Genomic DNA, 14,164 nt, shown 5'->3' on the forward strand with positions numbered 1-14,164 from the left:
CTGCATTGCGGATCGCATGTGGTCGAGGCTGACGACGAGCCGGTCCGCAAGGCGTCGTTGCCCCGCAGAGTCGATCGGCGCCGCAACCTGGAATGGGCGACATGGGAGCCACAATAGCAAGCCGCTGCTGAAGAGTCCTTCAGCGGGCCTGAAATGATCTGATTCCGTGCGTCAAGAAATTCGACGCCGTGGCAATGCATGCACCAGACCGTCATGGCAGCGGTGTCGCGTCGTAGTTGACCGGCACCCAATCGTAGTGCGCGCCGTTTGGGCGCAGATGCCCGAGCCCCGGAAACGCGATGTGTGCCGCGCCGACCCAATAGCGCTTGTCCGCCACGAGTTTCAGCGCTTCGCGCCGCGACCGCTGCGCGGCGGCGGAATCGCTGTCGTACTGGACCGTCGCGTCGATATCCTGCAACTGGATTGCCGCGACATGCACAATGTCGCCCCACGCGAGCATCCCCTCGGACCCGCTCTCGATCAGGTAGGCGGTGTGGCCCGGCGTATGGCCAGGCATCGGCACGGCCCGCATACCCGGCGCCAGCGTCGCATCGCCGCTGAACGTCTTGAAGCGTCCGGCCGCGATATACGGCGCGACGGACGCGGCTGCCGCATCGAAAAACGAGCTCAGGAATGCGGGCGCGCGCGCCTTGTTGATCGGATCGAGCCAATAGTTGGCCTCGACCTCGCTCACCCTCACAGTCGCGTTCGGAAACGTCATCTGACCGTTCGAAACGATGCCGCCGACGTGATCCTTGTGCAGATGCGTGAGCCATACTTCATCGATCTGCTCCGGCCTATAACCGGCCGCACGCAGATTGTCGATCAGCTTGCCGCAGCAAGCGCCGTACAGCACACCCGCGCCCGAATCGATCAAGATCCGCTTCGAACCGGTGTCGACCAGGAACGCATTGATCGACCCCTGTACTGGCGGCTCGAGAAATTCCCGATCGAGGTCCCGTTTGATCTCGTCCTTCGATACCCCACGGAACACCGTATCGATCGGAAAGGGATGCGTGCCGTCGGACAGCACAACCACTTCAAAGGCGCCGACCTGCTGTCGGTAATAGCCGGGAGGCTGGCCGCCACCGACATGCGCTTGCGCGAACGCGGCCGACGCCTGGATCCCGATGCACCAGGCGACGAGAAGTGCGCGGACCGCGCGAGCCGCGGTCGTTCGCCAATTCCGATTGTTCATCTTGTACTCCCGTAGCGGACCGCGAGCCGCTGACTACCATTTCGTCACGATGTGACGAATCCCCCCGGATCGCGTCAGCCCACGTCCGCCGGTTTTGCGACCGGATTGCGCAGCACGCCGAGTCCTTCGATCTCGACCTCGCAGACGTCACCCGCCTTCATCCAGACCTGGGGTTCGCGCGCCATGCCGATGCCCGCCGGCGTGCCGGTGACGATCATGTCGCCGGGCGGCAGCGTCATCACTTCGCTCAGGAGCGCATTCAGGCGCGTCTCGATCCGCAGCCCCTCGCAGCCATTCGTCGCCGACGATCGCGCGCAGATCGCGTGCGATCTCGGCGCGGCGCTTCACGACGGACGAATCGACATCTGGCATCTTCACTCTTTGACTCCTTTGCCGGTCGGACATGATGTGGCGGGCGCGTGACTCCCCGCACCGCCACACACGGTGCGCATCGAGAGCTATCGCGAAGATAGACGAGGGCGTTGTAGACGTCCTGAATTTCGCCTGAAAGTTCCTGACGGTATGCGGCGGCGCAATGTCGCTTGCGTTGCCTGATGGCGGCGCGATGCTTCAAGACGATTCAGAACAATTCATGCGGTCGCGCGCGGCTGTTGACCTATGCTCGAACAGCATTCGCGCCGTCGCACCGGCGGCGCGCCCGAACCTGACAGGGAACCGCCACATGACTAGCGCCGCGCCTTCGAATGCCCATCACACCGTCACCGCCAACGGCATCCGCCAGCACTACATCGATGCGGGCAGCGGCCCCGTCGTCGTCCTGCTGCACGGCTTTCCGGAAACGAGCTTTGCGTGGCGCTTCCAGATCCCCGCGCTGGCGCAGCGGTATCGCGTGATCGCACCCGACTTGCGCGGCTACGGCGAAACCGACAAGCCCGCCGCCGGCTACGACAAGCGCAACATGGCGCGCGACCTCGCCGCGCTGCTCGACACACTCGGCATCGGCCGCGTCGCACTGGTCGGGCATGACCGCGGCGCGCGTGTCGCGACGCGCTTTGCGAAGGACTTCCCCGATCGTCTCGACCGGCTCGTCGTGATGGACAACGTGCCGACCCGCATCGTCGCGCAGAACATGACAGCGCAAACGGCTCGCGCCTACTGGTTCTTCCTGTTCCATCAGGTGCCGGACCTGCCGGAAGCGCTGATCGCCGGCAAGGAAGCCGAATGGCTGAGCCACTTCTTTTCCGACTGGTGCTACAACCCGCACGCGATATCCGGCGACGCGTTCGATACCTATGTGCGCGCGTATCGCCGGCCCGGCGCCGTGCGCGGCGCGCTTGCGGATTACCGCGCGAACGCGGAAGACGTCCGGCAGGATCTCGCTGACGCGGAGGTCCGGATCGCGTGCCCGACGATGGCGATCTGGGGAGAGGATTTCTATGCGGTCGGCAAGATGTTCGACATGAAATCGGTGTGGGAAAGCATGGCGACGAACCTGCGCGCCGAACCCATTGCGCAATGCGGTCATCTCCCGCAGGAAGAGCAGCCGGAGCGCGTGAATGCGCTGCTGCTCGACTTTCTGAAGGGCTGGGAAGGTTAAGCGCGGCGGCGCTATTCCATGACAGGCCGGACTCGGCGTGACCAACGACAAGGTAAAGTACGTATGCGCAACGTTCTCGGCGACATTCGATTTCCGTTGCAGGCATCTCTGACGTGTACCGAACGTCATCGGCGGGCGCTTTTTTCAATTGCTGAAATAGCAGGAGCCGTTCTTCATCGATCAGGCCTACCGAAGCGAAATCGAAATCCAACGCGCAACCCAACCACGTTTGGTAACCGCACTCAGCGAGAGCGTGTCTACCGTCCAGGTCGCGGGAAACGATAGATGCGTGCGCAGTCGCTCAACTCATTTTCTTACCCTACGCTGACGGCGCAAGGTTTGTCATCGGCATGCCGCCAACAATGGATCCCACCATGGGAACCCACGACCCACGCCGCTTCTGCAGCGATTGACGATAGTTCTCGACGCTGGCGAGAATGTCCCCCACGTAGTCGGACTCGTATAGCTTTCTCAGCGCGTAGTCCCGCGTCGTCTCAAGCAGAAAATATCTCCTGCTCGTGCCGTCCATCGCCGTCATGACGAGGCACTTCCATGCGAGTCTGATGATCGCATCCGTCACTTCGATCGCGAATCCGATGGCCGATGCGGCAACGGCGCATGCCTCGTCCAATGCAAATTGACCGGGGAATGCGCTCAGAACTTGCAGCACGACTTTCTCGTCGTCAGTGAGCAGCGCGTAACTCCAATCCAGCGTTGCCTTCAATGTCTGTTGCCGCGGTAAAGCGGTACGACGACCATTCGTGAGCGCATGAAAGCGATTATCCAGATCGGCGAGGAGCCTGCGGACCCCGAATACATTCGCGTGCGCCGCCGCCAGTTCCAGCGCAAACGGCACCCCGTCCAGCCGACGACACACCGTCGAGATCATTTCGAGGACGCCGGGGTCGATCTCAAGGCTGGCGTCGAGCGCGCGCAGTTCCCGAAGGAACAGGCTGGTCGAATCGCAAGCAACGATTTCCTGAAGGGTCGCGCTGGCCGATGGCGTATCCAGCGGCCTGACCCAACATACTTTCTCGCCTCGCGTCCTAAGGGGCTCACGACTCGTCGCTAGAACACGCACATCAGGATTGTTCTCGACGAGCAACTCGGCGACGATGGCAGCTGACTCGATCACATGTTCGCAATTGTCCAGTAAAACCAGCAAATTGCGCCCTTGCGTGGCGGCAGCCAAGGTACGGGCCGATAGGTTGCCGCCCACCTCGGCAATGCCGAGCGCATCGGCAACCGTCTTCACGATGCAATGCGCGGTATGGACCGACGCCAGCGATACGCAGCGCACTTCCGTGCCCGTTTGGTGCGCGATCGACCTGCCTACTGTCAGTGCCACCTGTGTCTTCCCGACCCCGCCAACGCCAACCAGGGTGACAATGGACGAATCCTGCAGCGCCAGAATGACATCTCCACACAAGCGATCTCGACCGATCAGCGGCCGGTCGAGGCCCGGCAGGCCTTTCCCTCCTTCGCAACGTACGCTATCGGGAGGAACGCTGCCCCGGTTTCGATTGCTGTCGGCATCAACGGGCATCACGAAACGATAACCGCGTCCAGGAATCGTTTGGATCGCGCCCCTGTGAATGCCGAGGATTTTTCTTAGCAGCGATATCTGCACATGAATATTGTTTTCCTCGACGATTGAATTCGGCCATACGCGATCAAAGATTTCGCCTTTGGTGAGCGTCTTCCCCTCAGAGAGTATGAGGCATTCGAGGAGGTCGAAAGCACGCGAACCGATGATCACCTTCCGGTCTTCGACGTATACCTCGCGCATAGCGAGGGAAACACTGACGTGGCCGATCTTTATCATGCTATTTCACCATGGTTTTCTCGCAGGAACGGATGCAGTTGGCGCAATCGCCATCGTTATCCGTCATTGACGCCAGTTTGGTGACGTGAGAAGCATGTTAAAGAGATAGATCGTGCCGAACCATTATCTGTTGGGATATGTTCCTATGTCGTTTTCGCCGGACCTGACTCTGCATGCGACCCGGCAGCCATCAAGGCTGCGTTGCCGGCAACCTGAATACCAGCACGGTGCCGTCGCACGATTCAGAGGACGCCTCCAGGGTACCGCCATGGGCTTCCATGATTGACCGGCAGATCGCGAGACCCATCCCCATGCCGCTATCCTTCGTCGTGAAGAAAGGTTCGAACACGCGATCACGGATTGCTTCAGGAATGCCCGGGCCAGTGTCTTTCACCCTGACGGCGACCCAGCCGTCGTGGACTGAGGAGCTGATCGCGAGCTCACGTTTGCCCGTCTCGCGCGTCATCGCGTCCAGGGCATTCGTAATCAGGTTGAGCACGACCTGCTTGATCTGGGTAGGATCGGCCAGCACGTGAACGTCGCCTGCTTCCGATCTGTGGATCAGGCGCACGTGCTTCGCCTCGATTTCCACAGCAGTCAGCGCCAGAACCTCGCTTACAAGGTCGTCGACCCTGACCGGCGCCAACGCGGCGGGCGCCTGCTTTGCCAGCGCCTTGATCGAACGCACCACGTCGGCGGCGCGCACCCCCGCGCTGCGGATGTCTTCCAGCGTGGCGCGCACTTCATCCAGATCCGGCGGATTGAGCTGAAGCCAACGATGACACGCTCCGACGTTCGAAACGATGCTAGTCAAAGGCTGATTCACTTCATGTGCGATCGAGGCCGCCAACTCCGCCAGCACAGTCAGGTGCGCCGTGCGCGCCAGTTCCCCCCGAGCCTGCCGAAGCGCCATCTCTGTCTCCCGCCGACGTGTGTTCTCGTCGAGCAGTCTCGCATAGAGACGGGTCGTCTCCAGCGCGTTGGCTGCCTGAGGCGCGAGGATTTCCAGCATGGCGATCTTCTGTGGAGCGAAAACCGACGTCGCGAGATTGTTCTCCAGATACAGGACCCCGACGAGTGCGCCTTGCTTCATCAATGGCAAGCAGAGGATGGATCTGGCGTGATGCGCGGCAAGACTGATCTCGTGCTGAGGTCGCGCTTGGCTATCCGCATCGTCAAACACAACCGTCTGGCGAGTTCGCATGACCGTGTAGAGAATCGACAGGGGCACCTTGGCATCCGTGGGTGCCTCAGAGCGAAGCTCGACATTCACAACACCTTCGACGACGCGCGCCGCTGCCTCGATAAAAGGCTCGCCGTCGCGCATGAGCACCAGCAGCCCATAGCGTGCGCCGGCGTGCACGATCATGGACTTCATCAGCGTGTCAATCAGCGCCGGGAAGTCGATCTCTTCGGATAGTGCCTGTGCCGTTTTCATGGCCAGATCGAAGTCGAGCTGCTTTTGGCCACGAAACGTGGGTATGTGCTCGCCGCTGGGCACCCCCGCAGCAAGGAACGGATGCTTTGCTTCCAGCTGCAGGACTTTCGCATGCGCACCCCAACGGCGATAGCTCGCAAGCGCCAGGCGCAGATAGTGCCGGGCGACACTGCCAAGCCCGACCGCGTCCGCGTGGCGCGCCGCCAGTTCGTAGGCGAGCGCCTGCTCGTGCACGAAGTCTGCCGACGCTGCCAGATTTGCCGCCTCATCGTACAACCTCATCGCACCGACGTGGTCGCCTGCAAGACGCGCCAGCTCCGCATCGATCAAAACCAGCTTGTTGCGGAACGTGCCCGGATTGCGCTGCGCCCATACGGCGAAGCGCTGGCGGTGATCCGCAACGGAGTCCGGGAGTGACCGGCCGTCGGCAAAGGCCGCTGATGCCTGCGTAGCCGTCAGGGCCGCATAGAATCGATAGTCCGATAGATGAATATGTGCAGGTGATGCCCACGTCAAGTCTCGGGTGGCATCGAACGAGCGTGCCGCCAGTTCGAGGTCGCCGAGCAAGAACGCCGCCTGCCCTCTCAATACATAGGTCCAGCACTGCAATGCGGCCATCGGCGTGCGGGTGGACTGGCCGGCCGACACCGCCAACGCGTGCGCTTGCTCCCACGTGCCGACCACCTGGCTTTGTTCATGCCGGAGGGACGCTACGAACTCCGCCTGAGTCGAGACGAGTTCAACGATATCGTCATATCCCGCTCCGCGCGCAATGGTCACCAGGGCGTCCGTCTCGGCCCGAACCTTCTCCAGATCCGCGCCCATGACGAGCAGGTCCGAGATGATGTGATTGCAGCTGTAGCATAACCATCGCAACTCGGCGCTCTGATTGCCCGCTGCCTTAGCCTCTCGGGCTTTTCCAAGCGCGTAGTCGAGGGGGCGAGTCCACACGGCCAACTGGTCCAGCGCAACAAGCGTTGCCGTCCGATAGCGCTCGTACCCGTGCCGCTCTACCAGGGCAAGAGCGGCTTCTGCAAAGTCGAGACCCTTTTCCGGCTCGTCGTATAGGTCCGCAATATAGACGCCAAACCAGGCTAGGCCCTGCACCGACGCGGCGGTCACGCCGTGTTCGAGCGTGAGCCGGACCATCGTCGCGAAATGCAGCAACGTCAGGCCGTTGCTCTGATAGAAAATCGACGCTTCGAGTGCGGTGAGCAGCGCCATTGCCGCCTCGACGTGCGGATCCGTCATCTTCGGCAGATGGATGAGCTCGCTGACCGGCCGGCCGGCAAGGCGGTCCATCACTGCCTGATATGAATCCCTGACCTGCGCCGGCGAAGGCTTTGCGGGCAGGCTCACGCCAAGAGAATCGAGACCGGACAAAGCAATCGTCACGGCCCCGCGGTAATCCGAGCTTACCGTAAGCAACGCCGCTTTCAATCGATAGGCGTCAGCCATGTCGATGCCTGGTTTGAGCGCGGCAAACAGCGCGTCTATCTCGAGCGCGGCGCCGTCGAGATCAGCGATCCCCAGCAGACACTCGCAACGCAGCAGCCCGATGCGTCGAGCTTCGGCATAGTGCGTCGACCACCGGTCAGCACCGAGCAACCTGTTGGCCGCCTCCAGATACTGGAGCGCACGCGGACGAGCGGCAGCCGAGACAGCACGCTCGGCGGCGCAAATCAATGCCGCCGTAAACGTGACGTTCTGGCCGTCGCAGATCTGCGCGCCATCGGACAATTCAATTTGGCTCGCAATCGCAAAGGCGACGTCGTTCAGGCGGTCCCGCCATAGGTCGATCATCGCCAAGGCGATGCGCGCATGCTCGCGCGGCCGGTTCGCGGGTTCCGTCAGCGCATAGGACGCCTCCTGAATCCGGTCGTGTGCGAAGCTCCAGCCGTCTTCCGTTGCCACGATAAGCCCTGCCCGCTGTGCAGGCTCGAGTTGCTCGAGCAGCCTTCCGGTCGGAACGCCTGAAACGCGGCTCAGGAGTGCCTCGTCGGTACGTACGCCGATGCAGGCCGACAGGCGCAGAAGGTCCCGCACGGGCGTCGACAGGTGGCCGAGCCGCACAATCAGCAACTCGACGATGGAATCGGTCTCCCGATGCTGAACCACCGATTCCCAATTCCACGTCCATTGTTCGGCCGCGTGATCGAAGCGAATGACGCTTTCGTCGACCAACGTACGCAGCAGCTGATTTGCGTGAAACGGGTTGCCGCGCGTCTTTGCATGGACCAGTCGTGCCAGCCGGTCGAGCCGCGTGTCGGTTTCCCCGAGAGCGGCGCCCAGGAGGCGTCGCGTATCATCGACACGCAACGGGGTGAGAGCGATCCGGAAAGCAGCCGTTACATCGAGTTGCACGTTTCGCAGAAATTCGGCGAACCGGGAACTATGCGTTGACTCGTCGTCGCGGAACGCGCCGACAACAAGCACGTCCGACGGCCGCTCGCGGACCAGCATTTCGACGAACGCAAGACTTGCCTCGTCGGCCCATTGCAAGTCATCCAGAAAGAGAACAGCCGGCGAGCCATGGCGCCCGAAGGCGACGAACGCGCCGATTAGAGCGCGCTGGACGAACCCGGGCACCTGTCCTGTCAACGAATGTGGACGGCCAGGCAGCTCGCCGACGATCAGTTCGAGTTCGGGCACGAGATCCACGACCATCGCGATTTGGCCGGTCGGATAATCCAGCATGCGCGCGCGGAGCGCGTCGACTGCGGATCGTGTCCAACCCAGCGCATTGACGACAAGCGCGCGAAGGGCTTGAACGACCGGTGCGTATGGGGTCGCCGGTTGATACTGATCCGGCTTGCCGGTTGCGAACACGGCGGCTTTCTCGCGCAACCTGCTCTCGAATTCACTGGCAAGCGCGGTCTTGCCCGCGCCCGGTGGGCCGGACAGCAACACAAGCTGTGCGTCGCCCGCTCGCGCGACACGGGAGTGCGCGTCTGCCAAGCGCCGCAATTCATCGTCCCGTCCAAACAGCGTGGCTCGCCTGGACAGCCGGCGAGCGCTCGCGATGCTGGCGGGCTGGAAGTCGGGAATAGCGTGGCCTTGCGTCCACGCGTCGAGGCAACGGCTGAGATCGGCTTCGAGCGCGGCCGCACTCTGATAGCGATCGGCAGGGTCCTTCGCGATCAGCGTCAGAATGATCGTATTCAGCGGTTCGGGCGTGTCCCGGCGCACGGCGCCGGCTTCCTGGGGTATCACTGCGACGTGCGCGTGCAGCCACTCCGCGTGGGAGGTCGCGCTAAACGGCAACGCCCCGGTGAGCAACTCGAACAGCGTGATACCGAAGGAATAGAGATCGCTGCGCTCGTCGACGTAGGCGTTTTGCGGACTCAACTGCTCCGGCGAAGCGTACGCGAAGCCGATTGAGCGCGGCGGGGGCAAGAGGCGACAACTGTCGTCGCGTTCGCGAGCCAGCATGAACGACCGGAGCCGCACGTGATCCCGCCCATCCCATACCAGCCGAGAAGGTCGCAGATCACAGTGGAGCAATCTGCTTTCATGGAGTCTCGCCAGCGCGCCCGCAGCGCGCACCGCGATCAGAAGAAGCCGCCCTATTTCCAATGTGCCGTTCGCCAGACTCGCGAGCGATATGTCGCTGGAGTCGGGGTAGACAAGTGCGGGCCCCTCGTCCGTCCGCTGCAATCGGGATGGGACAAGCGCCCATTCCGGCTGCAGCCTGTGCCTGAGATCGAATTCATGCTCGATACGCTTGCAGGAGTCGTCGTGGATCCACGCCGTTCTTAGCTCCAGGTGCGCCTCGCCGCTGCTTGGATCCGACGTCCTGAACCACGCGAGATCGCACTCCGTCTCCAGAAGCACGGACTCGGGTTGCCGGCGCACGCCCGCGTCCGCTATGGCAAGAGGTGAATCGGCGCCCTGGTTGGATTCCGAGGCAGTGCGGCTGTCGATTCGAGTCTGGCTCATGCCGTCTCCACGTGATTCAGCAAATATTGGTTCAGGAGTCGGTCTTGACACGAAAACGTGATCGTACCCTCCTGCAAAATGCTGGCAACTATACCAATAGCTAATCGCAGTCACCGCAGAAAGCGATTAAACTTCGCGGCTGATTTCACCGAGATTCTTTCCCATGGCCTTCGTATGTATTGTCGACGATGACGCATCGGTCAGGAAGAGCCTTGGAAACTTGCTGAGATCCGCTGGTCACGAGACTGCATCCTTCGATTGCGGAGAAGCGCTGCTTCAGTCGCCTTCCGTCCAGGATGCAACCTGCATCCTTCTCGACCTCAAAATGAAGGGGATGTCCGGACTCGAAGTCCAGCGGAGCCTGAGAACGAGGGGGCAACTGGTGCCAATTGTCTTCATGTCAGCTCATGGAGACGAGGAATCGATGCGCCGCGCGTTCGAGGATGGCGCAGTCGAGTTTCTCAAAAAGCCTTTCTCCGTTGAGCTTCTCCTTGGGCTGATCGAAACCATCGCTTCGGAAGGGCGTAGCCCGACGCCCGACGGCACATCGCTCTCGTAATAAACTATTGGGCGCTGCAAATATATTGCTTTGCCGGCGCCAGCCACCCATCCCTGCAACACATGGAGACGACGAGAAGATGCCTCCGACGACGAAATGCGGCCATGAATCGACGGAGCGCGGCGTCGTCTATGTCGTGGATGACGATGAACTCGTGCGACGCGCGATCAGCAATTTGCTGCGCTCCGTCGGCTTGCACGTCGAAACCTTCGCGGCATCAGGCGAATTCATCGACGCGCCAAAGCATGACGCTCCCAGTTGCCTCATCCTCGACGTCCGGCTGCGCGGCGAAAACGGTCTGGCGTTGCAGGACAAGTTCGCGCGCAGTGACGTTCAGATGCCCATTCTGTTCCTGACCGGGCACGGGGATATCGGCATGTCCGTCAAGGCGATGAAAGCCGGAGCATTTGATTTCCTGACCAAGCCGTTCCGCGATCAGGAGATGTTGGATGCGGTCGCTGCCGCGTTGCTGCGTGACCACGAGAGGCTGGCTCGGCAGCGGTCGCTCGCCGGTCTGCGCGCCGCCTACAACTCGTTGACGGCTCGGGAGCGTGAAGTCATGGCATTCGTCGTATCCGGTTTGCTGAACAAGCAGATCGCTTCGGAAATGAACGTCAAGGAAATCACGGTAAAGGTGCATCGTGGCCAGGCCATGAAAAAAATGGGCGCTCGCTCGGTGCCCGACCTCGTGCGCAAAGCGGAGGCTCTCGGCGTCCAACCGCTGTCGCCCAAGTCGTAGAAGCGGTTGCGAAACCCGTTAAACGGCGAACCCGCATGCGATCCTCGTTCGCCAGCCCGAAATACCGCATCGACACGTCCAGCCCACGTTCCGCAAAAGCGTCCGTCATTTTTCGCGTTCCCCTTACGTTCGTTCGAGCGCAACCATCAAGCCACGCACAGCGTCAGCCGCGCCTGCGTCGCTGCAATCCGAGCAATCTCTGGCACAAACGGCGTCGCGCCAGCTTCGTCGCGCTGATCGCCGAACGCCTCGAGCAGAGGCTCGGCCAATCTACGCGCGCGCGCCGGCACGCGCATGAACTCGCCGCGCGCCCCGCTTTCACGAGCGTGTCAGGCGCGAATGCGACATCGCGACCGTCGCCTCATGGCCGCCCCCGGCCGCCGGCCCCGCACCGCCCCACCTCGCCTACTTCGCGATATACACGCCCGTCGTCGGGCACGTGCCCTGCGCGCTGCCGTCGGTCACGAGCGACGCGGCGCTCGGGAACTGCGCGGTCGCATCCGTCTTCACCGCGATCCACGCCTCGGTGAAATAGCTGACGCCGTTCGCCTTCGTGCATTTCAGCGACACCGCGCTGCGCGTGTTGCTGCCGAATGCGCCTTCGAACGCGGACAGCAGCTGGTTGCGGGTCACGGTCCGGCCCGCGTTCGCCTGCAGGAACGCATTGAACGACGTGTTGCCGAGGCGGCTGATCATGCCGGCCGCCTGGTTCCAGTACGCATCGGGCGACGCCGCGTTCGCGCAGGTGCCGTGCTTGAACCACTCGTGCTTGTCGAGGCACGACGCGACGCCCGGCATGTAGGTCGACAGCGTATTGCGGGTCGCGGCGCTGATCGGGTACGCGTCCATGCTGCACCACTGGTGGCTGTTGTCGAGATCGATGTCGCTCTGCGGCACGCCGCAGTAGAACGGCTGGTTGCCGTCGTAGCTGTTCGGCCACAACCCGTGCAGCGACAGGCTGGTCGCCGCATACGAGCCGGCGAGGTTCGAGCACTCCGGCGTGGAATGCGTCGCGCAGAAGCCCGGCTCCCACGAGGAGGCAAGCAGCAGGTAGTCGTAGCTGGTCTGCGCGCCGGCGTGCATCGAGGCGGCAGTAACAGCGAGCGCGGTCGCGGCGCGGATGAGCGTCTTGAGCATGGAGATTCCCTCGGAAAAGACTCGCGGTCGCGGGATGCGCCGCGAGATTGTCGTACGTCTGCCTGCGATTGTTGCCGCAGCAACATGGCACGAATATGAATGCCGCGCCGCAGTTCGACAAGGCCCGGCACTTGCGCCAGAATCGTCGGCTCCGAGGGCGAAAGCCGCTGAAAGCCACTAGGGTCTGTTTACATACGGAACGCGCATGCGTTGCCACGAGAACGGCCGCTCGCGAGGCGTGCGACGCCGCGAATACTGGACGTATTCGCAAGGAGCACAACGCGGCGAGCGGCCGTTCTCGTCGCAACCCCAAATTAAAAAAATCATTCCAGGGGAATGCCCGAAATCGCCCGCATGGCGGCGTCGCGCGTCGCTTGTTTGGCTCGGCCAAACGGCGCTCCTTGCTCCTTGCCCTACGAGCGATTTCGGGCATTCGCATGCGCGTTCCGTATGTAAACAGACCCTATTGACCGCGCAACGCGGACTCCCCCTCCCCTGACCGTTCGCGACGGCCGCAACCGGAGCCCCCACATGACCGACTCGCCGCTTCAATCGCCGCCGCTCGGCCCGCTGCTGAAGCGCTGGCGGCTCCTGCGCCGCGTGAAGCAGAGCCACGCGGCCGAGCTGTTCGGCGTCGCGCAGTCGACGATTTCCCGCTGGGAAGCCGGCGTCCAGCAGATGTCGCCCGACGAGCGCGCGATCGCCGAGCGCCTGCTCGCGGCGCGGCTCGATTCCGCCGGCGACCGCGCGCTCGCGCGGCTCGTCGGCGACCATCCCGGCTGCGTGCACCTCGTGTGCGACCTCACGCATCGGCTGCTGGCGTGCTCGTCGCTGCGCGCCGCCGAGTTCGCGAAACCGCTGCCGACGATGCTCGGCGCGTCGCTGTGGCGCTATGCGACGCCGGAAATCGCCGCGCTGGAAGCGTCGCTCGACACGCTCGGCTGGCGCGACAGCGCCGGGCCGCCGAGCGTCGAGTTCGACAGCGGCGCGAACGCATCGCGCATCGTGCCGATCCGTCGCAGCACCTGCCGCTGGACGCGGATGATCCTGTCGGACGGCTCGGCCGCGCGGCTCGTCGAAACGCTGTAGCGCGCCGCGCATATTTCATGCGTGGACGGCGCGCCGGCGTCCGGCCTAAGCTTGACGGCTCCAAACCCGGACCTTGCGAACCTTGCGGACCTCACCGATGACTCCCGACACTATCCACGCGCGGCTCGCGTTCCTGCGCGAAGCGGAACGCCTGAAGGACGTGCTGCGCAGCGGCCACACGTCGGCCGGCCGCGCGGAAAGCACGGCCGAGCATAGCTGGCGGCTGTGCCTGATGGCGCTGGTGTTCGCCGACGCGCTCGACGGCGTCGACCCGCTGAAGCTGCTGAAGCTGTGCGTCGTCCACGACTTGGGCGAGGCGTTGCACGGCGACATCCCGGCGGTCGAGCAGGCCGCGCATCCGGACAAGAGCGCGCACGAGCGGCGCGACCTGCTGACGCTGACCGCCGGCCTCGACGCCGCGCTGCGCGACGAGATCGTCGCGCTGTGGGACGAATACGAGCAGGCCGCGTCGCCGGAAGCGAAGGCCGTCAAGGCGCTCGACAAGCTGGAAACGATCCTGCAGCACAACCAGGGCGACAATCCGCCGGACTTCGACTACGCGTTCAATCTCGGCTACGGCCGGCGCCATACGGACTCGAGCCCACTGTTCCGCGCGATCCGGGCGATCGTGGACGCCGACACGCAAAGCCGGATCGACGCCGGCACGCGGCACGCGTGATCG

Annotated in this window: 9 protein-coding genes and 1 pseudogene; 5 read left to right on the plus strand and 5 right to left on the minus strand. The window is 63.0% G+C overall.

From position 1 onward, the window contains the following. Positions 1-211: 211 nt before the first annotated feature. Together KY49_RS32740 and KY49_RS36630 are read right to left on the minus strand one after the other, a co-directional pair. Positions 212-1,198 carry an MBL fold metallo-hydrolase gene (locus KY49_RS32740; protein WP_042588397.1) on the minus strand — a complete coding sequence of 329 codons (987 nt, stop codon included), beginning with the start codon at positions 1,196-1,198 and terminating at the stop codon, positions 212-214. Positions 1,199-1,272: 74 nt separating this feature from the next. Beyond that, positions 1,273-1,491, minus strand: a pseudogene (locus KY49_RS36630) (fumarylacetoacetate hydrolase family protein); the annotation flags it as partial. 389 nt (positions 1,492-1,880) lie between these two features. Between KY49_RS36630 and KY49_RS32745 the strand changes: the two are divergent. Further along, the gene (locus KY49_RS32745) at positions 1,881-2,756 is read left to right on the plus strand and encodes an alpha/beta fold hydrolase (RefSeq protein WP_042588922.1); all 876 of its coding nucleotides are present in this window, start codon (positions 1,881-1,883) and stop codon (positions 2,754-2,756) included. Between the two features lie 319 nt (positions 2,757-3,075). Here KY49_RS32745 and KY49_RS32750 read toward each other — a convergent pair whose 3' ends face one another. Together KY49_RS32750 and KY49_RS32755 are read right to left on the minus strand one after the other, a co-directional pair. Then, a complete protein-coding gene (locus tag KY49_RS32750) occupies positions 3,076-4,581 on the minus strand; it encodes a winged helix-turn-helix domain-containing protein (protein ID WP_052495821.1) in 1,506 nt (501 codons plus the stop codon). A 190-nt stretch (positions 4,582-4,771) separates the two neighbouring features. Then, the gene (locus KY49_RS32755; RefSeq protein WP_052495822.1) at positions 4,772-9,958 is read right to left on the minus strand and encodes a trifunctional serine/threonine-protein kinase/ATP-binding protein/sensor histidine kinase; all 5,187 of its coding nucleotides are present in this window, start codon (positions 9,956-9,958) and stop codon (positions 4,772-4,774) included. Between the two features lie 163 nt (positions 9,959-10,121). On the opposite strand from KY49_RS32755, the gene KY49_RS32760 reads away from it, so the two are divergent. Beyond that, a complete protein-coding gene (locus tag KY49_RS32760) occupies positions 10,122-10,517 on the plus strand; it encodes a response regulator transcription factor (protein ID WP_042588398.1) in 396 nt (131 codons plus the stop codon). 79 nt (positions 10,518-10,596) lie between these two features. Next, positions 10,597-11,256 carry a response regulator transcription factor gene (locus tag KY49_RS32765; protein WP_042588399.1) on the plus strand — a complete coding sequence of 220 codons (660 nt, stop codon included), beginning with the start codon at positions 10,597-10,599 and terminating at the stop codon, positions 11,254-11,256. 405 nt (positions 11,257-11,661) lie between these two features. On the opposite strand, the gene KY49_RS32770 is transcribed toward KY49_RS32765, so the two are convergent. Next, entirely contained in the window at positions 11,662-12,393 is a 732-nt protein-coding gene (locus tag KY49_RS32770) for a ribonuclease T2 (protein WP_042588400.1), read from the minus strand. Positions 12,394-12,924: 531 nt separating this feature from the next. On the opposite strand from KY49_RS32770, the gene KY49_RS32775 reads away from it, so the two are divergent. Together KY49_RS32775 and KY49_RS32780 are read left to right on the plus strand one after the other, a co-directional pair. Next, entirely contained in the window at positions 12,925-13,482 is a 558-nt protein-coding gene (locus KY49_RS32775; RefSeq protein ID WP_042588401.1) for a helix-turn-helix domain-containing protein, read from the plus strand. Between the two features lie 97 nt (positions 13,483-13,579). Continuing rightward, the gene (locus KY49_RS32780; RefSeq protein WP_042588402.1) at positions 13,580-14,161 is read left to right on the plus strand and encodes an HD domain-containing protein; all 582 of its coding nucleotides are present in this window, start codon (positions 13,580-13,582) and stop codon (positions 14,159-14,161) included. Positions 14,162-14,164: the final 3 nt, after the last annotated feature.

It is taken from the genome of Burkholderia sp. MSHR3999 (assembly GCF_000833595.1).
Classification (GTDB): Bacteria; Pseudomonadota; Gammaproteobacteria; order Burkholderiales; family Burkholderiaceae; genus Burkholderia; species Burkholderia ubonensis.